Source organism: Tahibacter soli, from assembly GCF_025717065.2.
Lineage (GTDB): Bacteria > Pseudomonadota > Gammaproteobacteria > Xanthomonadales > Rhodanobacteraceae > Tahibacter > Tahibacter soli.
On record NZ_JAOVZO020000001.1, the window covers coordinates 26,085 to 52,630 of the forward strand.

General features: G+C 62.9%; 25 protein-coding genes and 1 tRNA gene. 16 read left to right on the plus strand and 10 right to left on the minus strand.

Annotated features, from left to right (window positions below; genetic code table 11):
• Window positions 1-12 precede the first annotated feature (12 nt).
• The 6 genes from rplM (at window position 13) to OD750_RS00165 (ending at window position 5,187) form a co-directional block, all read left to right on the plus strand.
• Entirely contained in the window at window positions 13-441 is a 429-nt protein-coding gene (gene rplM, locus OD750_RS00140; RefSeq protein ID WP_263544837.1) for a 50S ribosomal protein L13, read from the plus strand.
• A 20-nt stretch (window positions 442-461) separates the two neighbouring features.
• Window positions 462-854, plus strand: coding sequence for a 30S ribosomal protein S9 (gene rpsI / locus OD750_RS00145; protein ID WP_263544838.1), 393 nt, complete (start codon window positions 462-464; stop codon window positions 852-854).
• A 54-nt stretch (window positions 855-908) separates the two neighbouring features.
• Window positions 909-982, plus strand: a tRNA-Gln gene (locus OD750_RS00150).
• Window positions 983-1,066: 84 nt separating this feature from the next.
• On the plus strand, window positions 1,067-2,539 hold the full coding sequence (locus OD750_RS00155) for a site-specific integrase (RefSeq protein ID WP_263544839.1): 1,473 nt from the start codon (window positions 1,067-1,069) through the stop codon (window positions 2,537-2,539).
• A 169-nt stretch (window positions 2,540-2,708) separates the two neighbouring features.
• A complete protein-coding gene (locus OD750_RS00160; RefSeq protein WP_263544840.1) occupies window positions 2,709-3,413 on the plus strand; it encodes an HNH endonuclease in 705 nt (234 codons plus the stop codon).
• 598 nt (window positions 3,414-4,011) lie between these two features.
• Window positions 4,012-5,187 (plus strand): hypothetical protein, encoded by a 1,176-nt coding sequence (locus OD750_RS00165; RefSeq protein WP_263544841.1) that lies wholly within the window; start codon window positions 4,012-4,014, stop codon window positions 5,185-5,187.
• Window positions 5,188-5,213: 26 nt separating this feature from the next.
• On the opposite strand, the gene traD is transcribed toward OD750_RS00165, so the two are convergent.
• From traD to OD750_RS00190, 5 genes are all read right to left on the minus strand, one after another.
• Window positions 5,214-5,555: a conjugal transfer protein TraD gene (gene traD / locus OD750_RS00170; RefSeq protein ID WP_263544842.1), complete on the minus strand. Its 342-nt coding sequence runs from the start codon at window positions 5,553-5,555 to the stop codon at window positions 5,214-5,216.
• On the minus strand, window positions 5,552-6,076 hold the full coding sequence (locus tag OD750_RS00175; protein ID WP_263544843.1) for a hypothetical protein: 525 nt from the start codon (window positions 6,074-6,076) through the stop codon (window positions 5,552-5,554). The genes traD and OD750_RS00175 overlap by 4 nt, the downstream gene beginning before the upstream one ends.
• Window positions 6,077-6,350: 274 nt before the next feature.
• Window positions 6,351-7,466 (minus strand): beta family protein, encoded by a 1,116-nt coding sequence (locus OD750_RS00180; RefSeq protein WP_263544844.1) that lies wholly within the window; start codon window positions 7,464-7,466, stop codon window positions 6,351-6,353.
• Entirely contained in the window at window positions 7,463-8,731 is a 1,269-nt protein-coding gene (locus OD750_RS00185; protein WP_263544845.1) for an ImmA/IrrE family metallo-endopeptidase, read from the minus strand. The genes OD750_RS00180 and OD750_RS00185 overlap by 4 nt, the downstream gene beginning before the upstream one ends.
• A 2-nt stretch (window positions 8,732-8,733) precedes the next feature.
• A complete protein-coding gene (locus tag OD750_RS00190; RefSeq protein WP_263544846.1) occupies window positions 8,734-8,916 on the minus strand; it encodes a hypothetical protein in 183 nt (60 codons plus the stop codon).
• Between the two features lie 256 nt (window positions 8,917-9,172).
• Between OD750_RS00190 and mobQ the strand changes: the two genes are divergently transcribed.
• From mobQ to OD750_RS00210, 4 genes are all read left to right on the plus strand, one after another.
• Window positions 9,173-10,777 carry a MobQ family relaxase gene (mobQ, locus tag OD750_RS00195; RefSeq protein WP_263544847.1) on the plus strand — a complete coding sequence of 535 codons (1,605 nt, stop codon included), beginning with the start codon at window positions 9,173-9,175 and terminating at the stop codon, window positions 10,775-10,777.
• A gap of 591 nt (window positions 10,778-11,368) precedes the next feature.
• Entirely contained in the window at window positions 11,369-12,922 is a 1,554-nt protein-coding gene (gene istA, locus OD750_RS00200) for an IS21 family transposase (RefSeq protein ID WP_263544848.1), read from the plus strand.
• A gap of 62 nt (window positions 12,923-12,984) precedes the next feature.
• Complete coding sequence (locus OD750_RS00205) at window positions 12,985-13,842, plus strand: ATP-binding protein (protein WP_263544849.1); 858 nt, start codon at window positions 12,985-12,987, stop codon at window positions 13,840-13,842.
• Window positions 13,839-14,180 (plus strand): type II toxin-antitoxin system RelE/ParE family toxin, encoded by a 342-nt coding sequence (locus OD750_RS00210; protein ID WP_263544850.1) that lies wholly within the window; start codon window positions 13,839-13,841, stop codon window positions 14,178-14,180. Before OD750_RS00205 ends, OD750_RS00210 begins: the two co-directional genes overlap by 4 nt.
• A gap of 106 nt (window positions 14,181-14,286) precedes the next feature.
• On the opposite strand, the gene OD750_RS00215 is transcribed toward OD750_RS00210, so the two are convergent.
• The 5 genes from OD750_RS00215 to OD750_RS00235 all read right to left on the minus strand — a co-directional run bounded on the left by OD750_RS00215 (window position 14,287) and on the right by OD750_RS00235 (window position 18,901).
• Window positions 14,287-14,541 (minus strand): DUF1488 domain-containing protein, encoded by a 255-nt coding sequence (locus tag OD750_RS00215; protein WP_263544851.1) that lies wholly within the window; start codon window positions 14,539-14,541, stop codon window positions 14,287-14,289.
• A 260-nt stretch (window positions 14,542-14,801) separates the two neighbouring features.
• On the minus strand, window positions 14,802-15,392 hold the full coding sequence (locus OD750_RS00220; protein WP_272841712.1) for a primase 1D-like protein: 591 nt from the start codon (window positions 15,390-15,392) through the stop codon (window positions 14,802-14,804).
• Window positions 15,389-16,798 carry a dGTPase gene (dgt, locus tag OD750_RS00225; RefSeq protein ID WP_263544853.1) on the minus strand — a complete coding sequence of 470 codons (1,410 nt, stop codon included), beginning with the start codon at window positions 16,796-16,798 and terminating at the stop codon, window positions 15,389-15,391. The genes OD750_RS00220 and dgt overlap by 4 nt, the downstream gene beginning before the upstream one ends.
• Window positions 16,799-17,009: 211 nt before the next feature.
• On the minus strand, window positions 17,010-17,651 hold the full coding sequence (locus tag OD750_RS00230; RefSeq protein ID WP_263544854.1) for an energy transducer TonB: 642 nt from the start codon (window positions 17,649-17,651) through the stop codon (window positions 17,010-17,012).
• Window positions 17,652-17,824: 173 nt separating this feature from the next.
• On the minus strand, window positions 17,825-18,901 hold the full coding sequence (locus OD750_RS00235; RefSeq protein ID WP_263544855.1) for a helix-turn-helix transcriptional regulator: 1,077 nt from the start codon (window positions 18,899-18,901) through the stop codon (window positions 17,825-17,827).
• Window positions 18,902-19,017: 116 nt separating this feature from the next.
• Between OD750_RS00235 and OD750_RS00240 the strand changes: the two genes are divergently transcribed.
• The 6 genes from OD750_RS00240 to OD750_RS00265 all read left to right on the plus strand — a co-directional run bounded on the left by OD750_RS00240 (window position 19,018) and on the right by OD750_RS00265 (window position 26,515).
• The gene (locus tag OD750_RS00240) at window positions 19,018-19,344 is read left to right on the plus strand and encodes a BON domain-containing protein (RefSeq protein WP_263544856.1); all 327 of its coding nucleotides are present in this window, start codon (window positions 19,018-19,020) and stop codon (window positions 19,342-19,344) included.
• Between the two features lie 460 nt (window positions 19,345-19,804).
• Window positions 19,805-20,107: a helix-turn-helix domain-containing protein gene (locus tag OD750_RS00245; RefSeq protein WP_263544857.1), complete on the plus strand. Its 303-nt coding sequence runs from the start codon at window positions 19,805-19,807 to the stop codon at window positions 20,105-20,107.
• Between the two features lie 202 nt (window positions 20,108-20,309).
• Window positions 20,310-22,097: an RHS repeat domain-containing protein gene (locus OD750_RS00250; protein ID WP_263544858.1), complete on the plus strand. Its 1,788-nt coding sequence runs from the start codon at window positions 20,310-20,312 to the stop codon at window positions 22,095-22,097.
• Window positions 22,094-22,537, plus strand: coding sequence for a hypothetical protein (locus OD750_RS00255; RefSeq protein ID WP_263544859.1), 444 nt, complete (start codon window positions 22,094-22,096; stop codon window positions 22,535-22,537). Before OD750_RS00250 ends, OD750_RS00255 begins: the two co-directional genes overlap by 4 nt.
• Before the next feature lie 133 nt (window positions 22,538-22,670).
• Complete coding sequence (locus OD750_RS00260; protein ID WP_272841713.1) at window positions 22,671-24,719, plus strand: ATP-dependent nuclease; 2,049 nt, start codon at window positions 22,671-22,673, stop codon at window positions 24,717-24,719.
• On the plus strand, window positions 24,716-26,515 hold the full coding sequence (locus OD750_RS00265; protein WP_272841714.1) for a UvrD-helicase domain-containing protein: 1,800 nt from the start codon (window positions 24,716-24,718) through the stop codon (window positions 26,513-26,515). The genes OD750_RS00260 and OD750_RS00265 overlap by 4 nt, the downstream gene beginning before the upstream one ends.
• Window positions 26,516-26,546 lie beyond the last annotated feature (31 nt).

Here is a 26,546-nt window from a genome sequence, read left to right on the forward strand (position 1 = left end):
CAAGGTTTTGTCATGAAAACGATCAGCGCGAAGCCTGAGAGCGTTAAGCGCGACTGGTACGTCGTCGACGCCAGCAACAAGACTCTCGGCCGTCTGTGTACTGAAATTGCGCTGCGTCTTCGTGGCAAGCACAAGACGATCTTCACCCCGCACGTGGACACCGGCGACTACATCGTCGTGGTCAACGCGGAAAAGATCCATGTCACCGGCGCGAAGCTGGACGACAAGAACTACCACCGCTTCACCGGCTACATCGGCAACCTCAAGACGACGTCGCTACGTGACATGCTGGCGACGCATCCGGAGCGCGTGATCGAAATCGGCGTGAAGGGCATGCTGCCGAAGAATCCGCTGGGCCGCGCGATGTTCAAGAAGCTCAAGGTTTACGCCGGCACCGAGCACCCGCACACCGCCCAGCAGCCGAAGGCGCTGGACATCTGATTCCCGCAGGAATAGATCACATGGCACTGCAACAGAACTACGGCACCGGCCGCCGCAAGACTTCCGCGGCTCGCGTTTTCCTGCGCCCGGGCACCGGCAACATCGTGGTGAACGGCAAGACGCTGGACACCTTCTTCGGCCGCGAAACGGCGCGCATGATCGTGCGTCAGCCGCTCGAGCTCACGAACTTCACCGAGAAGTTCGACGTGCTGGTGACGGTGGAAGGCGGCGGCACGACCGGCCAGGCCGGTGCGATCCGCCTCGGCATTTCGCGCGCGCTGGTCGAATACGACGAGTCGCTGAAGTCGCCGCTGCGCAAAGCCGGTTTCATGACGCGTGATGCGCGCGAAGTGGAACGCAAGAAGGTCGGCCTGCACAAAGCCCGCCGCGCGACGCAGTTCTCGAAGCGCTAATCGCGCTTCGGGTTTCAGTGCACGAAGGTCAGAGCGCACTGAAGCTCCCGGTTTTGGGAGATCGTCTAACGGTAGGACAACGGACTCTGACTCCGTTTATCTAGGTTCGAATCCTAGTCTCCCAGCCATAAAAAAGCCCTTGAGAAATCAAGGGCTTTTTCGTTTCTAGCCTTTGAGGTGGTCGCACAACCGGCTCGCACAAATGGAGCCCCATGCGCCTCGCTCACCATCTCATCCGCGTCCCCAGCGGCGTCTACTACTTCCGCCAGTGGATCCCACTGGATTTGCAGCCCGTCATGGGCCGGCGGTTCGTCCAAACCAGCCTGCGGACCCGAGACACGCGCGCGGCCAAGGTCTACGCCCAGACGCTGTCGCTGCGCTACGCTCAAGTCTTCGCGGAGCTGAGGGGGACTGCGATGCCAAAGCCGCCCCGAGTGGACGACATCGTGGCTGGAGCCCAGCAAGGTGCGTTGCGCCCGTACGAGATGGACGTGGACCCCACCACGCTTATCCCCACCCGAATCCGCACCGACGGCACGCCGCAGGACAACCAGGCCGTGCTCGACGCATTGCAGGCGCTTGGAAACCTTCGGGTCGTGCTGGCGCAGCCGTTGCCCGACTTGCCCTCAGTATTGCCAGCGGCGGCGAGCAAGCCGGCGTCCGGCCTGACGCTCGCCGGCGCGATCAAGCTCTACGAAGAAGCCGAAGCCGCCACCCTGAAGCCCAACACCTGGTCGCAGAGGAAGCGCGCTTTCGAATCGCTGAAGGCGGTCATCGGTGGCACAACGCCCGTCGCCCACATCACGCGCGAAAAAGCTGGCGATTGGGCGCACGGGTTGATGACCCAGCCGTCCAGCAAGCTCAAAGACGCGCCGATGACCAAGCGATCGGCCGGCAACGCGGTGTCCCACGCCGCCCAGCTCTTCGTCTTCCTGGCCCAACGTGGCAAGTGGGCGGGGCCGAACCCGGTCAAGGGCGTGGTCGTCATGACCAAGAAGGAGAAAGCTCGGCGGAAGGCCGATGGCTTCCAGTGGGAAGCCCTGGACGTCCCGGCGCTCAAGCGCGCCTTCGACCCTTCCAACCTCGCCGGCATCCGCACCCTGCACACGAAGTGGGCGGCGTGCATTGGCCTGTTCACCGGCGCGCGGGTCGGTGAAGTTGCACAGCTCTACCTCTCAGACTTCGTCGAGGAAGACGGTATCCCCTGCATCCGAATTGCCACGGATTCCGATGGCCAGTCGCTCAAGACCGAAGCGTCGCGGCGCCTCGTTCCCATCCATCCGGCACTGGTCGAACTAGGCCTGCTGGAGCGCGTGAAGGAACTGCGCCAGCGGGGTGAGGAGCGCCTGTTCCACGACATGCGCATCGATGGGCGCGCGGGAGCCGGAAACGCCATTTCGAAAGGCTTTGGCTACTACCTCGACAAGCTCGGCATCAAACCGCGCCGGGCCAACGGCATCGTCGGTTTCCATAGCTTAAGGAAGACGGTGATCCAGGAGTTGCAAGGCAGCCGGCTGCCTGCCGAACGGCGGCGGGCGTTCGTGGGGCACGAGCCGGGGGACGATGTGCACGAGTCGGTCTACATGCGGCCGTGGACCGCGGCCGAACTCGCAGAGTTGTTCCCTGGGTTGGGCTGGGGGAACTGGTTGGAATTCGACCGTCTGAAGACGTTGTTGCGAGGTTGAGCGCATGGACCAACAACAAGCCAAGAGGTTAGCAGTGTGGCTGAACCGGCTCCCTCGAAGCGGCAAACCTTACTCGGTTGCCGAGCACCTACCGGCGGGAAGACTCCAGGGCTTCCACCATTGGGCTCAGGGACCCTGTGAAGGAGCGTGGTTGGTTTCCGGACCAAACGTGTCGCTCTGGTTGTTGGTGATTCTGTGGGGGAACGAAGATCGACAGCGGTACTACCTGGTTGCGTTTCCAGAGAATCGGAGCGGACCCAAGGCCGAAATCCACGAAGTGCACCCTTCGACGTCAGGGCTGTTGCTCGGCTGGCGGTATGCGCCACGCAAGGGAGACGGCCGAAATCCTGAGCGCGTCGCCCTGTTCGAAAAGACAATGGGCTCTGCAGTTGCCTATTTCGATGCGACCCTCAAAAGGAAGGATCTCACGGCGTTTCTGGACGACGTGTTCTTTGCAATTCGGTCCCGGTTGCTTGCGGACGACCTGCAGGCCGGCCGTCCGAAGCGCCGCGGCCAGCCTGGAAAAAGCGAGGGCTTTCCGGAAGGGCGCGTGATTGAGCGCTGGCACCATGCCCGGGAACGCGCGTCGAAAGCTGTTGCTCAAGCCAAGCGGCGGGCGCTGGCCGAGCACGGGCGCCTCGCGTGTGCGTGTTGTGCGTTCGATTTCCAAGAAACCTATGGCGAGGTCGGGGTGGGCTTCATTGAAGCCCACCATGCTGTTCCTCTGAGCACACTCGGGCCAGAAGGTGCTACGACCAGACCCGAGGACTTAGTGCTGGTGTGTTCGAACTGCCACCGCATGCTGCACCGGCGAAGGCCGTGGCTTACGGCGGGCACCATCCAAAAGCTGGTACGTAGGAAAAAACATCTGTAGCTGTTCGGTTGCCACTATTGCGGTGATGAAACGGCCGGCATCGAGTCCTTTGAGTAGTCATTCATCAAAAAAAATGTAGTATAATTACATTATTACTAAATAGTAATAGTCAAGGAAAATTTATATGAAATTAAAAGACATAGTTGAGGTAGGGGGCTTGGTTAAGGGGAGTGTTCTGCAGGGTTATATGGCATACAGCGTTGGCCGTTCTCTAAAGTCGAATGAATTGCATCTCTTTGAAGGCCGGTTCAGCGACGGCGGCTGCAGCACGAGCGACACCTCCGTATGCGGGAAAGTCGACAAGACGGACTGCAGCATGCAACCGGGGTGCCTGACTCTCGAAGAGGCGAGAGTACTCTGGGCAAAACTGGGAGAGCCGGCTTGTGGAGGCGGGTGCGCCGGGCACCAGTACGCTACGAAGGGGAATTAGATCTAAGTCAGGTATTTGTGTTGTCAGAGCAGTAGCCGGGTGGGGGATGCCCCCCACGGCTGCTTTTTCTCGCTGTTTTAGGGACATGCGACGATGATGCCCGGTAAGGAAATACAGCGGGAGCAACCCCCTGCGTTGACGCTGCGAGAGCACGACATTGAACGATGCATGAGCGGTTTCCGCACGTTCCTCGGGCAAGCAAATCTCGATGATGCGCGGCAGAAACTGACCACTCAGGACGCAGACGGCAACCTGTTTCGCCAATTGCTTCGCGGCGAGCAGATGCCATGGGTCAACGCCTTCGATGAGGTGGACCGCCTTACGCTGCGTGGCACACGCCGTCTATCTTGGCGGCGCTTGTCGGCAGAGGGCTGGAATGCGGCGTTGGCTGGGCGTGCTCTTCAGGAGGTGTTGCCCACACTGCCGGTTGCACTTCAGGAACGAATGCGCAACAACTTACTCGACACCACCGGCCGCGTGTGGCCCGTGCTCATGGAATGGGACGTCGCCCTATTCTACCTCCGCCGAGGGTTTCGGCTGAATTGGTTGGACGCCCAGCAACGCGGTTCTGAATTTCAATGCGAGCGGGACGGGCTAGTTTTCCGGGTTGAGTGCAAACGGATTACCGAGGCTGCGAAAGAAAAACTCAGCAGGCGTCATGCGGCCATGTTGGGGCACGGTGTCATTCGGGCGCTGGCCGCAGCGGGGCTTTGCGGTGATGTAGTTCTGGACACCCCACACGAGAATGCACCCGAAGAAGACGAGGTGGTCCGCCTGGTCTCTGCGGCGCTGCCGGAGGTTCTTGCAAGTGGGGGAGTACTGGATGTTCAGGTCGCTGGAGTCGGGCACCTGACGGGAGCGGTGCAGCGCATCCCTGCGCAGCCGTCAGCGGGCATTCGTGAACACATTCTGCGAAGAATCAAGGCGAAGCCGCACGACCACCGTGGGTTTGGAGCCGGCGTGCCGCTGAGAAGCAATGCCCCCGCGGGTGCCATTGTTCTATGGGTGCGTGGTCCGCGCTATTCCCCCGAGCAGCATGCTTCCCTCATCTACAGGCGTGTTATTGAAGCCGCCGACCAACTGGCGGCTGATGTCCCCGGAGTAATCTTTGTAGACATTGAGGGAATTAGAGACGTAAGTCTCTTTGCGGAGACCTCGTTCTTCGGCGACGCAGGCACCAACGCTTTCGGGGCTCATCCGTCGTTAGCCGCAATAGTATGGCGGACGGAGCAATCCGTCGCTCTGGAAGCGACGGGCTTCAGCATCGGCCGTGAGGCTTTCGGTGATCGAAACACGGCGTGCGCTTTTCCCGCAACGAACGAAATACCGCTGATGGACGGATAGATGACCCAGCGGTTCGTACCGCGGCGCTACGATTCACCGGTCGGTTGTATACGCTTCTGCCGCTGGCTGGTTCGACGTGAGAGGTGCAGTTCCCCGCGTTGTTTCATGCCCAGTCTTTGGGTTGGCGAATCACCGATGCGCTCGACCCCATCGAGCAGCAATCCAACGATTTCCGGCACGAGCCAATCGCCGCATCCGGCGGCGACGACCGCGCCCCCGAGTTCGAACCGCCGACGCAGTTCGAGCCGGCGGGCTTTTGTTTTTGCGCGTGCGCCGCGCGTCAGGTCCTTGAACAACCGCCGTGCTTCGAGTTGGCCGAGGTCCCGCGCGGCGCTTGCAATGCGTTCCTCCAGCGTGCGTCTGGTCATGGCCGCCGTTTCCTGACCGAGTGCCGTTCCACAACGATGGGGTTTTCGGCGTGCGGCCAGGCCATCGCGCGGCGCGCACGGATGCGTTCGCCCAATCCATCCGATGCCTTAGGGGCTACTTCATCGAAGCGGCCACCGTCGTCGGTCAGCAATTCTTGCTGTGGTCCGGCCTCTTCCTTTTCGGTCGAATCCGGCGAGTCTTCGAACGGGCTGGGTCCGTCGAACGGGTCGGAAGCATCCGCCGGTGGTGGGGCGGAAGCCGCCGCGCGGTTCGACGCGGGTTGAGGCCGCGGACGAGGTGCATGCGGCTTGCCGGTGCCGCGGAAATCGGGCAGCAGGATGGCCTTGCCTTCTTCGGCGGCCCATTCGCAGAAGGTGGCGAATTCGACGAGGGTGGCTTGGTGCGGACTCGGCTGCATATGCGGGAGCGAGCAACGGTAAACGTGCACGAGGTGTTCGACGAGTCCGAGCGCTTCGAGGAGGACGGGTTGAGGGTAGAACGCGACGTGTTGCGGCTTCATGCGGCGGTGCTCCGTGGGAGGTTCACTCCAGAGGTAGCAGAGCCGAGGGCGCGCACAAGTTGGCAAGAACATCAGATTTGATGCGGGTTCGCAGGCATCGCCGAAGCGGCGCCGTCGAGGCAAAACACGTTGGGGCGAGGGGCGTCGGAGTGGAGCAAGAGCGCACTTACCCAAACCGTGTCCGGTTTGGGGCCGGCCGTTTGGCCGGCGAGCGCTGGGGCGTTGCCCCAGGCCCCGCCGCTGACGCGGCGCAAAAGAGCCAGCGTGGAGCCGCTTAGAAGCGTTCGGCGAAGGCGTCCACCAACTCGTCCGACGCGCGTTCGCGCTCGCCGAGTGCAAGGACGGCCTCGACTTGCTGCGCCACGTAGGTCAGGTGGTGGTTCATGTCGAGCCGAACCCACCGGCCGGTACTGCCCGTGTTGTCGCGCCCTTGAGCCACGGACCAGAAGAAATCGTCGGCGTTGCTGTACCCGGGCTTCTTGTAGACGTCCGATGCCACCAAGCGCCGGACGATATCGGGGTACTGGTCTTTCAGGGAAATGTGGTCTTTTCGGCAGCCGCGGAAGTAGTGAATGCTTCCGCCGGCCGTGTACCGAACTTTTCCGTTGGTGTATTTGCTGCGGACGTTGTCCATGTGTTCCGGGCGGACGATGCCGTAGTCCGAGAACTGCAACCGACGGCCCCAACCGTAAGCGCGGATGAGGCGGGTCCAGATGGAAAACTCATCCCGACGCACAGACCCTGTCGTGTGCTCTTCCGCTGCGGCCTCGCTGACGAAATCCACCACGGTGGAACCCGCGAAGATGACGTTGCGGAAGGAAAGACCGTAGCCATCGACGAGACCCAGAAAGCGCAAGACGGCGATGACCGCCGGGTCTCGCAGGTACCGGAGTTTCGCAAAGTCGATGAGCAGGTCCGCGTCGCGAGCAAGGATTCCGATTTGGCCCACACGAGCGGAAAGGTCTTTGATCGCTTTTTCGGGGGCGAGGGCAACGTCCTCTCCGTCCAATCGAAGGCAAATGCCTTGGCGGTGTTTCTCGGCGGCGCCCACCAGAACGTCCAGCGATGAGGCGTCCGCATGCATCGAAAGAACGGGAATGACGCGTTTTTGCTTGCTGAAAATCGAGTCATAACCCCAATCGGCGGGGTGCCTTTCGAAGACAGTTGTTTTTGGCAGAAAACGGTCCAAATCTACGATGGGCGTCGCCCCATCTCCATACAGGTCGAAGGCGCCGAGCGTCTTGGCCAGATGTTTTTCGGCGTCTCCGTCGTCCGGCATCCGCAGCATTTCGAAGATGGGGGACACCGTCCGGCGCAGCGGGGCCTTCAACAAGTTGAACGCCTGCACGTCGTTCTGTTTGAGTTTTGCTATGGGTCGGTACGCGCTCATGAAAACTTGCCTTTGGCAGCCTCTGGAAACAACGTCCTCACACGTCCTTGTCCCAACAATTCTCCGAAGCGGTCGTACCGCTTGCTTTCGAAGCGAACTCTTCCCGCAACTATAGCGGGGTGGATGTTAAGGTTTTTGGCGAACGCCAAGATTCCGGTTTTCGTGGGATTGCTGGAAACACTGCTCGCCCGCCAGTAGGCCCGGGGAATCAAGGTGTCCCGGGCAATCAGGTCCGCTTCGCTTTCAACGGGGTCGTGGCCGTCTTCGTCGTCGGTTCGGTCGATGAAGGCTTCTTCCGATTCACTCAAATGGTGCTCGACGTGGGCCAATTCGTGGAAAAGCGTGAACCAGAAACTGTCGACGCGATCAAAACGCAGCGTCAATCCAATTACGGGGTGCCCGGCCTTGGACAGTAAGGCCGCACCGTCCACCAGTGTGCCAGGCAGGCCCGGCTCGACCAGCAGAACAATGCCGAGGTCCTTCAAAAATCCTTGCGCCAACCACGGGCCGTTGTCCTTCGTACTCAGTTCCGCCAAGTTTCGGAGCGCGGACGCGCTCAGCGCAGTCCGGTCGAAGGCCGGATAGGTCCGTTCCAGCGTTTTGGCCCGGATGAGCAAGCGGCTCGTCCACGCAATCAGCGAATACCGGGACGCACCCGTCGAACCGGGGCCGCGGAATGTGCGGCGGAACAGGGCGGGATGCAGGTTCGATTTTTCGCCCACCTGTTCTAAGAATTTCCGAACCAGGGTTTGCGGGTTGTCTTGGTCTGCAGAGGCGATGCCCTCAAACCAGCCGCGGCGCCGCATTTCGGAAACCGGAAATTCATTCCATTCGAACTGGTCGTCCGCTTCCGTCTTCTCATCCGCGGACGTACGTTCCCGCATCGGCGCAACGAGGGATTGCAGAGGGATGTGGAGGGCTTCGTGCAGCGCCCGAATCATGTCCAGGGTCAGGGAACGCTTTCGGGCGAGAATCTCAGAAGCCCGATTTTTCCCGCCCAGGTACGGAGCCAAGTCTTTTTGCCGAAGGCGTTGCTCCGACATTCGGTATTCGATGGCGTCCACCGGGTCGGTGGGTTCGAACTTGAACGTCCGCGATTCGTACTCCCGGACCAGAACCGTCAGCAACTCCAACCGGTCCACTTCCGGGCTCTCCGGAGAGGGGTCAAGAACAATCAGGCTTTCCAGTTCGTTCAACGCCCCCTCATATTGCTCATTGGTCTTGAGCACTTTCAGCGGGAGCGTGGAGGTGTGGCGACCGAGCACAGTCAGGACGCCGCAGAAGGAGCGTGGGGGAATTGCACGCGGGCATGGCGAATCAGAACGGTGTCGGCCTTGAACGAAAACAGCGCCTCCACCACCACGCCGTCAACCAGCGCGAAATCCGCGCAGTTGGGCCCCGTCGGCCGAGCCGAAGCGAATCGTTCCGTGATTTCGTCCATGTCGGACATGTGCGCGTCCCCCAGTTCGGCAAGCCACGACACCAACCGGGGCTGAAACCGAGGGTTGGCGCAGAGGTTTGCCAGTCTTCCCAAGCCCACAATCTTCATTGTTTGCCGCGTGAGTTCCCGACGTGGGAACCGCGATAGGTTCCATATTTGGGAACTCCGAGTCAAGGCCCACGCCTGCGGCGATGATGCTCTTGCCGTCTTGCGCTGAATCCAGGCCACCGTAGGCTGAAAATTTCCCCCGGGGCACCGAAGCGCCGTGGCCATTTTCCACGCCTCTCTCAGGAGTTTTTCCCGCTCCCGCGGCGAATCCGCCACGGCGGCCGTGGCCTACCGCGGCGGCCTGCGCGTGGCCGACGACCGCACGGGGTTGGTCCACGACTACCGCGCCCGGCTGGGTGTGGAAGCCGTTTTCACCTGCGCACCGAAATCGGCGCCGGCGTGGGCGACTACTCCGGAAACCCTGTGGAACGCGGTCGAGAAGTACGAGCGCCGGGTGAATTCGGTCCTGGCCCGCGAACTCGTCGTTGCGTTGCCGGCGGAACTCTCACCCGACCAGCGGCAGGGGCTGGCCCGACGGCTGACGGACATGGTGGTGGAGCGGTACGGCGTTGCCGCCACCGCCGCGGTCCATGATCCCAGCCGCAGCGGGGACGACCGCAACTTTCACACCCACATCCTCATGACGACCCGAGTCGTTGGGGCCAGCGGCTTTGGTGAAAAAATCCGCGTTCTGAATGACCCGCGCACGGGGCCGACGGAACTAAAAAATCTTCGCGCGCTGGTCGCGGAGCACACCAATTCCGCCTTAGCCATCGCCGGTCGTGCCGAGCGGGTAGACCACCGCACGCTGCGCGCCCAGGCGGCCGACGCCGCACGGCGCGGCGACTTGGACGCTGTGGTACGTCTGGCCCGCGAGCCGACCCAGCACGAAGGCAAAGCAGCGACCGCCGCCCAGCGCCGGGGGGAACCTTCACCAAGGGCGGCCGCCAACATCACGACTCGCCGGGCCAACGACATCACCGTTGCGGCCGGCCGCAGCCGCGTACGGGCGTTCCGTGCGGCCCATGCTTCCCTCCCCATCACGCCCGCTCGCTCCCGTTCGGCAGTCCGCGAGCCATTCTTGGGAAGCATCGAGTTCCACGCCCGTGCAACGGGGCCGGGAGCGCGACTCCAGAACCAGGAAGCAACCCAACGTCAGCGCGCGCTGCGCATCGAGCGCAACAACCTGCGGGCCTACATCGAGGGGCTGCGGCGAACCGTTGAATTAGCGGAGGCTTCCTTCAACGCATACGTCCGGGCGTTGCGTCTGTCCTCAGCTGAGTTCGAGAGGTTGGCGGCCCTCATCCAAGTGAACGGCGAACGGGCTCGGGCCTTCCGCGAAGCGGCCGAGTGCTACAGCCTCTACGAACTGGCCGTGCAGACGCACGCCCAACGGCGAGCCGGGGTGGCCCGCGCCCAGGTGGCAGCCGACCGGGCACGGCATGCGGTCGAGCACACCGAACAGGCCAGGCCGCCGGTTTTCAAACCGCTGAGCCGGCGGGCTTGGGCGGAGAAACGGCGCGCCGAGCGCCGCGCCTTGGTTGAGGCGGAAGGTCGCGAGTTGGCTGCGGCTCGCGGTGCCTCGTCGGACGACGTCGAGGCGGCCGAAGCCCGGTGGCGCGCTGCGGAAGCCCGGCGCCGTTCGGTCCTGCAATTGCCTGGAGACGGGCGGCGGGCGGCGGCGGATGGAATTCCGGCAGCGGCCACGTCGCCCGCGGTTCCCGAAGCGGGGCCGCCTGGCGGCGCCCCCGTCGAGCCGCGCCCGCCGCAACAGCGTCCGCCTGCGCCCCGGCCTCGGCCGGCGCGACGGCCCCGAATCTGAAAGCGGTCGGCGACTTTTGGTCCTCCCACCTCCGTTCTCACAAGAATGTGTGATGTCCATCACGTTTTGAGAAGTGCGTGAAGGCCGCATCGATGCCGTAACAAGCCCGTTATCCCTACTTCATCGGAAGAAAACGGATTCCAAGCAAGGCCTTACCGTCGGCGTGAGGGACCGCTGATCATTCCAACCCCTTGATTCGGTGGGGGTCTTGACGGGTCGCGGCGGTCCACTAGGGTGGGGAACGCAATTTCGGAACGGGAGTGGGGGCGTCGCCGCCGGCGACGCGCGCCGCTGTCTCCGTTTCCCAAATCCCGAACCCCAGCCGCGCGAAGGCGCAGGAGGACCACCCATGACTTAGCCCCGACAACTGGTTTCGCTGTTTTTACGGCGGCCAGAAAGGACAACGCCCCGAAACGACTTCGCAGGTCGCCGGGGCGTCTGGCAGAGGTGAGACCCGTCTGCTGTGCCCCGCACATTACTTCCTTTCAAAGCCGAGTCAAGCTGCCCGCACCGGGCAGACGGATTCGTGCGGCCCGCCGTTTTCCTCCCCGCCCAGGGGCTTGCCCCTGGGTTCATTCGAGAGAAAACGCCATGAACAAACTGCCCGACCTCATCCGCTTGCTCTTCACCAGGCCGCGCCTCACCCACCGCGCCATCGCTGCGTCCTTGCAGAAGTCCCGCCGCACCGTGGACCGCTACCACCGCGAGATCCGCCTGCGGGGCTACCGCTGGGAGCAATTGAAAGGCCTCACCGCGAAGCAGCTCCACAGCAAGTTCAACCGGCAGTGGGCGATCTCCAAAGTCCGCCCCGATTTCCCGGCCATCGACGCGGTGCTGCAGAAGCGCGGCATGACGTTGTACGCGGTGTGGTCCGACTACCGCTCCCGCCATAAATCCAAAGCCCTCGGCTACGCCCAGTACGCCGCGCTGTACCGCGGGCACCGAAAAACGCAGGGCCTCGCGATGCGGCGAGTCCACGTGCCGGGACAGGAAGTCTTGGTGGACTTCTCCGGCAAGCGGCCGTTCTACACCGACCGCGGGACCGGTCGGGAGGTGCCCGTCGAGCTGTTCGTGGCGGTGCTCGGCGCGAGCAACTACGTCTTCGCTACCTGCGTGCCCTCGCAGTCGGTGCCGGACTGGATCGACGCGCACACGCGCATGGCCGAGTTCTTCGGGGGGATGCCCGCGTGCGTCGTGCCCGACAACCTCCGGTCGGCCGTGTCGAAAAGCGGCCGAGAGCCCGTGCTGCAGCGGACGTACGAGGATTGGTGCCGGTTCTACCACACCGCGCCTTTGCCCGCCCGGGCAGGACGGCCGCGCGACAAAGGGGCGGTGGAGGGCGCGGTGCTGCTCGTGCAGCGAGCCATGCTGCCGACGCTGGACAGGCAGACCTTCTTCTCCCTGGACGACCTCAACGCCGAAGTGGCGAGGTTGCTGCACGAACTGAACGAGCGGCCCTTCCAAAAGCGCCCGGGTTGCCGCCGCGAACTCTTCGAGCGCATCGAGAAGACTGCGCTGCAACCGCTGCCGCCAACGCGGTTCACCTACGGGCAATGGATGGCCCGCCAGGTGGTACCGAAGGACTACCACGTCGCCGTGCTCGGCCACCACTACTCCGTCCCGCACGAACTGGTGGGGAGGCGAGTTGAGGCCCGCGTGTCGCCGGCTACCGTGGAAATCCACTGCGAGGGCGAGTGCGTCGCCGAGCACGCGCGCTCCCAGGTGCGCGGCGGGGCCACCACGCTGCCGGCGCACCAACCTGAGGCCCACCGGGCCGAAGCGGAGCGTACGCCCGAGGGTTTGCTGGCGTGGGCGGCCGAAGTCGGACCGAACCTGAAACGGTACATGGAGTACCAGTTCAGCCGTCCAAACAAGTTCGAAGGGCTGCCAGCAGGCACGGTCATCCGCGACCTCGCAAAGCACTACACGGCGGAACAACTGGAGGCGGGCGCCAAGCACGCCCTGGCGCTGCACCTGCGCTCCGCCACGGACCTCCGCCACCAGTTGAAAGCCCTCAACGAATCGCCCGCGGCGCCGGCAGGCACGCACCCGAAGCGGGGCGGCAAGCGGCGGAAGCACGCGGAGCCGATGGCGTTGCCGGCCAAGGGGCGGCGTTCGGTCCGCGGCGACGGGGGTGCGGCTTGAGCCGGCGGGGCGTATACAGGGGGCGGCCGGCTTCGGCCGCCCCTCCCGCGAGTCAGGACGGCGTGGGTGCGTGGCGGGACGAACTGGTCCGGGCGCTGCGGGGCCTGCGGCTGAAGGCCACCGCGGACGCCGTCGAAGCGCTGCGTGCCGACGGCGGTGGGCCGCTCGCGGACGGACTGGGCGAGTTGGTCGCGGCGCTCCAGCACGGCAGCGTCACCCGCGCGCTGGAGCGGCGGTTCCGCGACGCGCGTCTGCCGTTGCCCAACGCGGCTCTGGAGGACGCCTGGACCGGCTTGGTCCGCGGTCTGCCGCCGGCCGTCGTCGCACAGTTGGCCGACGGGGCGTGGGCCACGCGGCACGAGAACGTATTGATCACCTCCGAGTGCGGCGGAGGAAAAACGTGGCTGGCGTGCGCGCTGGCCGCCGCGGTGCTCCGCGCGGGCGGCACGGTGGTCTGGTTCCACCAGGCCGACTTCTTGGCGGCGTGGGCATCGGCAGACGCGGCCGGCTCGCTCGCGGCGTTGCGGCGGCGGTTGGCCTCGGCCACCGTCGTGGTGCTCGAAGAGTTGGGTGTGGAACCGCTGGAAGACGGCGACCTGGCGGTGTTGCGGCGACTGGTGGAGTCGCGGCCCGGCGGCTTCATCCTGACGTCGCCTTTCTCGCCCGCGCTCTGGCCAGGACATTGGTGCGGCAAAACCACGTCTTCGGCGGACGCCTACACCACGGAGGCGATATTGCGGCGGCTGGTGAACCCGGCCCACTGCATCGAACTGCGCGGCAAGGCGACCGAATTCAAACCGGGGAACGAGGCGCCGCCACCGGTGCCCCGGTCGTCGCTCTCGCCACCGAAGGCGAAGCGCTTGCCCCCGTCCAAGCGGAAGGCTCAGGCGGCCGGCAAGGCCGGGAGGGCGCGCGCATGAAGGCATTCGCGTTCGTCAGCGAGGCAGCCCGGGCGGACTACCTCGCGCTGCCGCGGCCGGTGCAGCGGCGGTTCGGCCGTTGCCTGCGCGCCGTGCAGGAGGGCAAGCCCGCCCCTGCCGTGAAATGCGTCGCGCCGCTGGTCGGGCGCGGCGCCGCCGAACTCGTGCAGAACGGTTCGCCTGCATACCGGGTCATTTTCTCTTCAAAAGACCCCGAAACCGTGTGCGTGCTGCATGCGTTCACCAAGACCGCCCAAGGGGCGGACCGGCCCAACCTGGAGACCGCGCGAAAGCGGTACCGGGAAAGGCAGCGGTGGGCCAGCTCACGCAAAGCGTGAAGCGAGAAAGAAGCGGGCTGCTAGTCAGCCCTTACCCCCATGGGAGTCGGCGAACCGCTAACCCGCGAGCCGACTATTTCTCGTACACCGAGCAGCCGAAACCAAACTACCTTAGATCTGCCGAGACAATTTGTACTGGCAGCAACCCATCAACAATTTTCCGACGCGCAATTGACTCAAAAACGCTCCGGTTGGCAACGAACTGTTCTTCGGTTCCGCTGTTCCTAAGCGAAGGATCTGCGTCCTCCAGCGCCTCCGTGGATACTGAGCAAGATAACGACTTTCCGTCCACTATTGCTTCAAAGTTAATGCCGAAGGTCTGGGAATTTGCGGCATATTTTCCACTAAATCGAATGTCCACCTGTTACTCCTTGAAATCTACTGATGCACCGAGAATGGCGCATGCTCTTCGTGGCGATTCTGCTTCACATTATCCTGAGAAATTTCCCTGCCGTGTAGGAGGTTGCTGCCTGCAGGGCAATGAAATTCAGAACTGGTGGGCAAGTCAGGCAGAATAGGCACGTGGGGAATACACAGGAACTGCCCGGGCATTCCAATTGCGGCGCCCCCTCATAGTGATAGCCGCTCCTGACTAGGTGGCCAATAGCGGAGTCTGCACACTTAAGAGCGTCGGTGATGTCGAGTCCGCACTAAATACGGCATGCGCTGATGATGCGAGCTATTTGCGCTCCATCTTAGAGCGCTGTAGCCACCCACGAGACGATGCCCCACCCATCTTGTATCCACAACCTGGGGAAGGTTCGGCATGTTCAAAAGCAGCAGTCTCCCCATAAAAGCAATCCAATCACCTTTGCCGAGTAGCGTAGTGCTGTATGCATGAAAACTTCGACCGCTGTTGAACAAAGTAAGCTCGTTAGCAATTTCTCTGCCGACAATTTCATTGAAAGCAATAGAGTCGGTATCGGGATGATCGGCTGAAAAAAAGTCAATCATCGGTATGTGTGATATCCGGTTGCGAGGGTCGATGATTTTTGAGTTCAGCGCGAGCTCCCAGCCCGGCTTGAGACTACGGATTTTTTCGGCCACCCAATCTGGAGTTATCTCGACGATGGGAACGAAATATGTTGTTCTTTCATCAAGTGCGGCCTGAGGTCGATAGAAATATTCGGAGAAACTCAACTTGAGTTCCAGACCATATCTGTCGGCCAAGTCATAGGCCACCTGTACGGGGTGCGCCGACAAGTCGATCACAGGCTTATGCCGGCCAGGGTTTGATACGTGCGAAGGGCAAAGATGTCCGTCATGCCTGCAACAAAGTCCACGATTAGGTGAACGCGCAATGCATGCTCTTGTTCGTCGTCAACGTCTTCGGTTGCTTTCCTGTAGGCCGCAACGTGCTTGCCAGCCAGCAGTGAGAACAGCCGCATTTCCTCTTCAAGATTCTTGCTGCATCGTCCTCCACCGGAAATTGAGCCCATATTGTCTCGGTCTAATTTCAAGACGCATTCGAACTTGCTCAAGATTCCTTTGATCGCCGCATGACCAACGAGCTCCCTTTCGTGGGAACTTCGCTTTCCGTACAGCAAATGGCCGACTGATTTCTTGATGGCGCTGAGGATGTTGCCAGAATCAGAGCCCCGTTCCACCAAGCCCTTGTGGGTACCGGCCAAAACCTGGTCATGTTGCTGCACATATACGCTTGCGGCGTTTTGAACCAGAAAGCGGACGAGTTCCGACCTGAATACGACGGCCGCCTCAACGGTCTTGCCATATTTCGCGGAATTGTCTGTGGCTGTCTTTACGATTGATTGTGCGGAAGGATGCTTATCCAATCGAGAGACAAGGTCTGATGTGAAGAGCTCGTGGGTCAGTAGGCCTTTTTCGATGCCATCTTCAATGTCGCTTAGGCAATAAGAAATATCATCAGCTGCTTCCATCAAGTACGCCAACGGAAAGCGGGAGCCGTCCGACATTTGCAGCTCTTGTTTTACACACTCCCAAACCGCTGCCTCTGTTGTAAATATTCCAGCTTTTTTTGTCAGTGGCGATGCGTCGCTAATGCCAGATGGCGTGCAGGGGTATTTGACGGTGCTCGCGATTTGAGAAACGGTCAGATTCATTCCGGTTGATCCGTCGGCTCCGGCGAGTTTTGTTATCACTCGAAAGCCCTGCGGGTTTCCGTCGAAACTCTTGATGTTCTGGCTGTGTGCCTCTGAAGTCGCCCTGTATTCCGAGGCGCGACGAACATAGTCGGTGTACCAATTTGAGATGGCCGCTTCGCCGAAATGACCAAAAGGCGGATTGCCTATGTCATGTAGGAGGCATGCCGTCTCAACGATGTTCGTCATCGCGAGCTTGGAGTCGTCGGTTAAACCGAGGCTTTCCGCCTTGTCGCGTCCAAACTGAGAAAAAACGGAAGTGGTGAGGTATCTGCCAACGTGAGCAACTTCGAGGGAATGAGTGAGGCGCGACCTGACTGCTGCATTTTCTTCGAGGGGGAATACTTGGGTTTTTCGCTGTAAGCGACGGAAAGCGGCTGAGTAAATGACCCTCGACCGGTCGCTTTCGGTTTCTTTCAACAGCTCTTCTTCCGGCCGCGTGCTGGGCCTCAACCGCTTCCGCGAAAGTAGTTTTTCATACGGTTTTGTCATGGCCATCCACTCTGCTGCGGTGAATTGTGATACGGCGATTGGGGTCGAAGACGATTCAGGTAGAACGGGAACTTTCCTGGCATGCTTCGGTGCTGCTTGCTCCGGTTGCGGTACGGAGGGGCCTAAGTCGAAGTTCCTAGGGGCGAACTAAGCGGCTACACAGATACGATCGAGCACTAGACGAAGATTTCTCACGACGGCAACACGCCCGCCTGCCTCATGGGAATGAAAATTCCATTCCGCTGAACGCCGCTCCGACGTCTGGCGGAATGGGATAGGGCTCAATTTGCTTGAACGCTTTCAGGATGGATTTGTCCACACGGGCGTCTCCGGACCGCGAAATCCACTGAAGGTTGAGCAGGCGGCCGCGCTCGTCGAGTTTGACCCTCATGACGGTTCGTTGCCCGTTGCTGTACTCGGGAGGCTTCACCCACGCCTGTTGCAAGCGCCCCATCACTTGCTCTTTCCATGCCTCCATTTCTTTGGCCGCTTCTTCGCGATGATCTTCTACCTCAGCATCGGTTATGCCCGCCGTCTGCGAGCACGAAATGGGGTCCGGGTATTTGTACGTACAGAAATACTCTCGCCCTTTGCAGTGGGCGGTGAAAGTATGAATCCCTCGGTGTGCCTCTTCGTTGGAGATGCCGATTTCGTTGGCCGGGCATCCGACCGACCCGGATGCGAGGCGCCTGGAGATTTCGGGATTCGTGCCGCCAAACAGACCAGCAACCACGATGCCGCGCTCACTGAGGATGCGCGTGGCGGGTTTGAGCTCGTCGCGCTCGGGCGGTACCGGAGTGCCCCGCGCCAAAGCCACCTGAGAAAGAACGAACAGCGCGAACACGGCGATGAGGCGCATGGGTGGCTTCCTTGTTGTGGCCCGCTGCTGCGCTTCGCGGCGTTTCTCGGGGACTGACGCTCTGCAAAACCGCGCTGGCTGCCGGTGTTTCGGACGAACCAAGCATATCCCCGGCACTTGGCCTAGGTGAACCCTGCGCCGGCCTGGGCCGCCATTTCCGCGCCCGGACCGCCTCAGTCGGTCGTGCCGATCACCGCCCCCAGGCTCTTCACCAACGAGACCAGCGCGCTCTGGTTTCGCACCCCGGTTTTCCCATAGACCACTTTTAGACGGGTGCGAACCCCTTCGGTCGACACCCCCATGGTCGCCGCCACTTGCGACAGGTCCAGGCCATCGGCCAGCCGCACCGCCAGTTCTGCCTCCCGTGGGGTCAGTCCATAGGCGGCCAGCAGAGCGCGTCGCAGCCTCTCGGGTGCCTTGGAGTGTGTGGTTTCGATGAAGACGGCGGTACGGGCGGGGCCCAGCGCTCCATGCCCTGGCAGAGCGTGCGCGGTCGCGTGTCCCGCCACGGCGCCGTCCGGGCGGCGCAGGGCCGTCGGGCGCGTACCGGCTGCAAACACATCCCCGCTCCCGGGAGAGCGCGCAATGAGGCGGCCGCCGCGCAGACGAACCAGGCCGCCGTCCCGCAGCAGGTCGTCCGCCGCTGAATTCCAGCCGATGCACCGGTCGTGCTCGTCCAGGAAAAACGTCGCGGTGCCCAAACAGTCGAGGGCCTGTCTCGAAGCCCGGCCCAAGCCGTCGTCCGGAGCCAATCTGGCCCTCAGTGCGCATGCGTTGACCCAATGCGGGGCCAGACGGGCCAACCAGTCGCGCTCCCGCGCGTCGTACGGGCCGCGGCGGCTTGAGCGGAGTAGGGTCAGGCTGATGACTTGATGCGCGTCCCGCAGGCCAATCACGCCGCCGCCGTGGTCCACATTCATGGGCCGCAAAAAGTCGGCCCAGAAGGCTGTCTTGCGCAAACGCGCGAGGGGCAAATCGTCATCGGGGACGACCACCGCGCCGGCAGGTGGACCCTTGCTTTCGTCGGGCGGACGCCAGGGGTTGCCGGCAGCATGGGTCAGTTCAAAGGCGGCGGCCATGTCCGAGCCCTGGCCGTAGTAGGCCGGCAGCGTCTGCCGCCTGGTCCCCACGTCCACCTGCAGAATCGCGGCGGCGTGGCTGCGGGTCTCGGCACATACCTCAGCCAGAAAGCCGGAAGCCCAATCCGGTTCCGCAAGGGTTTCGAACAAGGTGCCGATCATCCTTTCCATGGCTGCTGCCTCGCATCGTTGCCGATGTCCATTCCCATATGGGAATGCCGCGGACGACCCCGGATGCAGACGATCTCTCGTGCGCCAACGCCGGCGTTTCTTGGAGATTTCCCGTCATGCAGACCACCCACTCCTCGCCGCTGCGCTGGCTGGTTGCGTTGCTGTTGACCCTCAGCCTGTTCCCGGCCTTTGCCGCCAAACCCCTCGACGAAACCGAAAGCCTCGACGCCGACGCCCAGACCGCGGCGCTGGTCGTCCGCCGGCTGGCTCGCGACGACCTGGAGGCCTACCACCGCATCGACGTGAAGGTCGTCGATGGCCGTGCCGTCCTGACCGGCACCGCGCGCACGCGACAGGGGCTCGACGCCATCGTTCGGGAGGTCGGCAAAGTGCCGGGCGTTCGGTCGGTCGAGGAACACGTCAAGGTCGAGCCGACCCCGTAGCGGAGGCGGCGGGTGTACTTCGAAATCCAGCGCATCGCGGCGTTGGTACAAGAGGCGGCCACTCCGCGACGGGCCGGCTTCGACCCCCGAACCCGGCTTGCCCAGGAACTTCGGCGCATCGCGGCCTCCCTCCCCCGAGGCCATCCCGGAAGCGCTGCGGACCGTCCTTCTGACTGGTGAAGCCGTGGGACCCGAAGCCGGCCGATGGCTGCCGATCGTGCAGACCTGGCTTGCCGACGAGTGCGCCCGCACGGGCGTTTGATTCGCGCGCTTCCCATTGCGTGCCTCGGCCGCTGACGTCCGTCGCGGCCGTTCCTTTTTCTGTGCTGGTTGCCATGGCGCCTGCCTCCGTGGGACGTTGGAGTCAAGCATGACGTACTCGTTTATCAGGTACAAAGGGGCTTTTCGCGTACATCGGGAACGACTTCTAACCTGCTCGCCTCGCAAATGGGCAGGCGGCATGAAGCGGACCTCGTTGCACACCCCCGAGTACGGAGCCGTCGTCGCGCTGCTCCGCGACCTCAGGCTGGAAGCAGGGCTGTCGCAGGCCGAGGTGGCCGAGCGCGTGGACCGGCCGCAAACGTGGCTGTCCGCAGTGGAGGTGGGCGGTCGGGGGCTGGACCTGCTGCAGATTCGTGAGCTGGTGGCCGTCTACGGCGTCGATTTTCCGAACTTCGCGCGCCGGCTTGAGGAGCGCTTGAAGGAGCAACCGTACCGGCCGCCGCGGCGTCGGCGGGTCGATGCGGGGACCAGCAAGTCCTGACACAACCAGGTCCTAACGCTCTTGGCGACTGCAATTACCCGATTATCGTGTTACAACGCGATGACGACTCGGTGTGAGAGAACGGCCGCTGCTGCGGCAGTAGGGTGAGCTGGCTACAGCCGTTCTTGCACGGCGAGGCGTTCGTGGCCGGCCCCCGGCGATTGCCGGCTGCCCCTTACGCCGTTCTTTTGGAGCGCACCGGATGCGGCTCGCCTTTCTTCTGTTTTTAGCCTGGCTGCTGGCAATCCCTGCGTCGGCCGCCGAACGAAGCCGTTCGTTCGTCTACAACGCCCGCAACCAGCTGACCGACGTCGTGGACGCCAGCGACCCGTCGCGGTCCATCAGCTTCACCTACGACGCCAACGGCAACCGCGAAACCAAAACGCAGGGGGGTACCACCACGACCTACCGGTGGGACGCACGGGACCGCTTGGTTGAGGTTCTGCGCGACGGCGTGTGGGTCGCCCGATACGACTACAACGCCGGCGGGCAGCGCACCTTCAAAGAGGTCAACGGTCCGAGCCCGATGGCCGTCCGCTACGTGTACGACGGCCCGCTCCTGATCGCGGAAACCAACGTGATCGGGAACACCCTGGCCAAGTATCACTACTCGGCAAGCGGCCGGCTGCTGTCGATGGAGCGCGCCGGCCAGCACTACTTCTACCTGCTGGATGGCTTGGGCACCCCCATCGCCATGACGAGCGCCGAAGGCCTCATCGTCGTCCGCTACCGGGTCGATGCCTGGGGCAACCCCGTCGCCACGGTGGGCGATTCCGCCAACATCTTCGGCTTCACGGGCTACCCCGTCGATGACGAAACCGGGCTGCACTACGCCAATGCGCGGTACTACGACAGCGAACTCGGCGCCTTCCTCAGCGAGGACCCGGCGCAGGGCGACCCCACGCGCCCCGTAACGCTGCACCCCTACCTCTACGGCAACGGCAACCCGCTGATCTACCTCGACCGCAGCGGGCGCACGGCCGAGTTGGTCGAAGTCCTCGACGGCCACGAGCGCAACCAGGCCGACATCGTCGCCCTTGCCGAACAAATAAAAGGGATGCGCGCCAGCGCCACTTGGTACGAGCGGCCGGTGGTGGAGGTCGGGATGCTGGGCACCGTCCTGCTGACGGCCGGCAACCGCCTGGGGGAAGGCGTGGTTACCATGGCGAACGCCGGCGCCAACGTGGTGCTGAACGCGGCGGACACCTACATCGTGGACTTGGGCGAGGGCGCTGACCCGGCGAACGCCGAAGTCGCCGCGTTCGCCGAGGACGGCTTTGCGGCGGCCGAAGCTGCCTACCACGACCCGCGGGCCGCCGCGTATGGCGCGATGGCCGCGGCCGCCGAGCCGTACGAGAAGGCCTACGACGGCGACACGGGCGCCCAACTCGACCTGGCGGCCAGCCTCGACCCCCGCAGCCTCAGCAAACGGGTATTGCGCGGGATGGCGCCCGCGCGCGGACCGCCTCACGTCGGCGGTTCGCAGGCGCACTACATCACCGAGGGCGCCGGCGGACGCCCGGAACTCACCGCCTCGCCCGGCGGCCCGTCCGTCAGCCTGGAGGAGGCCCTGGCGCCCCCGGGAAGCCAGTTCGGCGGCAGCCGGCAAAACTCGACCCCATACACGGGCGGCCCGCACAGCAGCACGAAGCTGCCGCCGGGCGACGGCCTCGACTCCCACCACATGCCGGCGAAGGCCATCAGCGGTCTGGGCGTGGACCCCGGTCCGGCCATCAAGATGGACCCGGCCGACCACCACGAAACCACGAGCAACGGCCGCCAAGGGTTGCGGGGCGAACGCTACCGGATGGGGCTCAAGGCGATGATCGACCAGGGCCGGATGCGCGACGCCATGGCGATGGAGGTGCGCGACGTGCGCCGCGCCGCCCAGGTTGTTTCCAACAACATGAAAAAGTATAACCAGGCCATGCAGGAAATGCTGGACTACGCCAAAGGCAAGGGCTGGCTGGACAAGGGGAAAAAGGAATGATTTTCGACGTGCGGCCTTATGAGGGCGCGGGACCGTTGGTGCTGGGCATGTCGCCGGAGGACGCGCGCGCCACTGTTGGCGAACCCTTGCGGTCGGCCATCAAAGAGGGCGAGCGGGTCGAGACCTACCGCGATTTCACCTTGGCGTATTCGGCGGACAACCGGCTCATCGAGGCCTCGTTCTCGGCGCCGGCGGATGTGCGGTTTCAGGGCGCAAACCTGTTCACGACTCCGGACGCTCTGGCGAGGCTGGTCGCGGCCGACGGTGCGCCGCTGGAAGGCTTCGGCAGCATCGTGTTTCCCGCCCTGGGGCTGGTCGTCGTGGACTTCGACAGCGACCAGGAAAGCGACCGGGCGGTGCAGGTTTTCGAGCGGGGGCGCTGGGATTCGATGACGCATTTGAGGCCCTACGAAGCAGGGGGTTCGGGAGTGGCACCTTAAATGCCCTCAGGCTCGCCTCTACTACCTCTCGACTGGGGCCCGCCTGTGAGAGTTCGGCGTACGTCGCGACAGTCAAAGGGTGCGAAAGCGCCTACGTGAAAGCGGACCGCGCCCGACCACCATGGGGAGTGGAATGCGCATCGAAAGAGTGGAAGTCAAGAATTTCCGCCTGCTCAAGCAGGCAGCTGTTCTGCTCGAAGAGCAAACCACCGTCGTGGTGGGCCGAAACAACAGCGGCAAGACCTCGCTGACGGAGCTATTCCGGCGTCTGCTGAAAGACACCACACCGCAGTTCCGCCTGGAAGACTTCGCGCTCCCCGTGCATGCGGATTTCTGGACCGCCGCCCAAAAGCTGTCCGATGGGGAAAAATTGGACGACGTCCGGAAAACGCTGCCGTGCATCGAGGTGCGGATGACGTTCCGGTATTCAGCCGCCGAAGAACTCGGGCCGCTGACCCCGTTCGTGGTCGATTTGGACGAAGCCTGTTCCGAGGCGCTGGTGGTCGTCCGGTTTGAGCCGCGCGACGGCACCCTGACCGACCTCCTCGCGAAGGAGGGGGCGACGGACGCTCCGATTGAGGTCCAGCAGGACCGATTCTACCGAGCGCTCCAAGACCGCATCGGCAAATCGTATGGTTGCTCCGTACACGCCGAAGACCCGAACGACCCCACGAACCGAAAGGAACTCGACCTGGGTCATCTGCGGGCCATCGTTCGGGGAGACATCATCACCGCGCAGCGCGGGTTGGACGACATCACTGCCCGGGACCGGGACGTGCTGGGAAAGATTCTGCAAGACCTCTTCGACTCAGCCTCTGCGGACGGAGCAGACAAGGCCGGTAAGGACCTCATCGACGGGCTGACGAAAGCGGTCGATGGCATCCAGGAAACCCTTCGATCCCAGGTGAAGACCCACCTGCAGGGACTGCTGCCGCACTTTGAGGTGTTCAACTACCCGGGGTTTCACAACCCCAACCTCACGACGGAGACGGGCTTCGACGTGGCGCGGTTGCTTCAGAACCACACGAAGGTCCGCTACCCGGGTGCGCATGGCCTGACGTTGCCAGAAACCTACAACGGTCTCGGTGCGCGGAACCTCATCTACATCCTGCTGCACCTCTACAGCTTCTTCAAGCAATTCCAGGTGGCGCCGGCCGCTCCGGCCGTCCACCTCGTCTTCATTGAGGAACCGGAAGCGCACCTGCACCCACAAATGCAGGAAGTGTTCGTTCGGCAACTCGGGGTCATCGCGAAGAAGTTCGCGGAACTCAACGGCGGCGGGCCCTGGCCGGTGCAGTTTCTCATCTCCACGCATTCGTCCCACATCGCAAACTCTGCCCCCATCAACGCGCTACGGTATTTCTTAGCTGGTGCGGAGGCTCCCGCATCTCCCTGGCGGGCGGCGCGGATCAAAGACCTGCGTGCAGGCCTCTCGGGCAAGGCCGCCGACGACCTGAAATTCCTTCAGCAGTATCTGACGCTCACCCGCTGCGATCTGTTTTTTGCCGACAAGGCCATCCTCATCGAGGGCACCTGCGAGCGGCTGTTGCTGCCCGTCATGATGCGGTTGGTCGATGCCGAAGACGCGACCGCCCCGCAATTGGCCAGCCAATACTTCACGGTCCTGGAAGTGGGCGGGGCCTACGCGCACCTTTTCGACGACTTGCTTGCGTTTCTCGAACTGCCGGCGCTCGTCATCACCGACATCGATGCCGTTGATGGCAACGGGGAGGCTTGCCCTGTCGCTGGCGGTGAGAAATCGAGCAACGCCTGCATCAAGGCATGGTTTGACGGAAAGTCTTCGAAACCAAGCGACTTGGTTGCGTACGCGGAAGCTGATCGCGTGAAAGGCATCAAGCGCCTCGCTTACCAGATTCCGGAAGGCGACGGCGAGCCGTGCGCCCGGAGTTTGGAAGACGCCGTGATGCTCGCCAACAAAACCGCGTACGGCCTTCAGAACGTGCCAGTGGCAGACCTCGGCCAGCGGGCCGCGGATCTCGCCAAAAAGCAAAAGAAAACGGAGTTCGCCCTGAAGTTGGCGCTGGGTGGCCCAAAGTGGAACGTGCCGCGGTACATCGCTGAAGGCCTGCGCTGGCTGGCCCGAACGAATGCACCCGAATCGCCTGCACCGCCGGCAGCTGCAGCCGCCGCGATGCCGGCAGCAGCGGGAGCAGGGGCGTGAACCAGCCGGCCCCTCTTAATCCCGCGAAAGCAGAGGCCGAAAAAGCCATGGCACAACTGTTCGAGTGCATCCGCACCGGGCAGAGCTTTGTGTTCGAGGCCGGCGCGGGCGCCGGTAAAACCTATTCGCTCATCGAAGCATTGGAACGGTTGCTGGCCGAGCGCGGGCGCTCTCTGGTCCGCCAACACCAGCAGATTGCCTGCATCACGTTCACCAACGTGGCGAAGAACGAAATCGACACGCGCACGGACCGCCACCCCGCGGTGTACTCGGACACCATCCACGGCTTCTGCTGGTCGCTTCTGAAAGACCAACAGGGCGAATTACGCCGGCTGATTCCCGAGTTGAAGAAGTGGCCGGAGCGCCTGGCGGAAGCCGGCGAAATCGGAACCCGGCAAATCAATTACGAACTTGGCTTTCCGCGTGTCGAAGACGACGTCCTCTCCTTGAGCCACGACGACGTGCTCGACCTGATGACTGCATGCTTGAGCAAGCCCAAGTTCCGACGCATGATGACGGCCCGCTACCCCATCCTGTTCATCGACGAGTACCAGGACACCGACGCGGACTTTGTGAATGCGTTGATGACCCACTTCCTGGGCCAGCCGGGGGCGCCGCTCATCGGGCTATTCGGTGATGGCTGGCAGAAAATTTACGGCGACGGATGCGGCACGGTTTCTTACGAGGGCCTGGCATCCATTGGCAAGGGCGCCAATTTCCGCTCGGTCCCCGCCGTGGTGAGCGTCCTCAACAAGATGCGGCCCGAACTTCCCCAGGCAGTGGAAGACGAAGACGCCCCCGGCAGCGCCGTCGTCTACCACACGAACGGGTGGACCGGGGCGCGGCGAACGGAGGCCCATTGGAAGGGCGATGTCAGCCCGGACGCGGCCAAGGCCTACATGGACCGCGTCAAAGCGCTTCTAACCGAAGACGGGTGGCGCTTCGAATCCGGTGAGACCAAGGTACTGATGCTCACGCACAACTTGCTGGCCCAGGAGCAGGGATACGCCGGGATCGCAGCGGTCTTTGCGGGACGCACGGACGCCTTCGTGAAAAAAGAAGACGCCCACATCGCGTTCCTGGTGGACGTCGTGGAACCCGCGTGCGCTGCCTTCGCCGCCAAACGCTACGGTGAAATGGTCGCAATATTGGGCGGGGCGATGCCCCGGATCACCAGTCCCCAGCGGAAGGCGGCTATCCGCGCTTCCATGGAGCGCCTTGTGGCGTTGCGGACAGCCGGCACCATCGGTGAGGTCATCGACTACCTCCGTGCCGAGGATGGCTTTCATCTGCCGGAGAAAGTCGAAGGGAAGGAAACGGGCTTGCTGCTTGATGCAGCAAAGAATGCGGATGGCACGGCTCTACCCGAAACCGGGACCGCCGAAGAGAACGAGGGCGGCGAGCAACAGGCCGCGGCCTGGATGGAACGGCTTCGGCAGCTGCGGCAGGTTCCTTATGCCGAGGTCGTGGTGCTCGAACGGTTCATCAACGGTATGACGCCCTTTGCAACCAAGCACGGCGTTAAGGGAGCGCAATTCAACAACGTTTTGGTGGTCGTCGGCCGAGGCTGGAATCAGTACAACTTTGACCAGATGCTGGCCTGGGTGAGTAAGGGGGTTCCCAAGGGTAAGGCCGAGACCTTTGAGCGAAGCCGCAATCTGTTTTACGTGGCTTGCTCTCGGCCGCGGAAAAGACTCGCGGTGCTGTTCACTCAGGAGGTTTCTCCGCCCGCGATGGAAACACTGAAATCGTGGTTTGGTGCGGGCAGCGTGCATGAGATGACCGACGTAGGCTGACTCCGATTGGTCGTTTGGGCGAAGCGTGCCT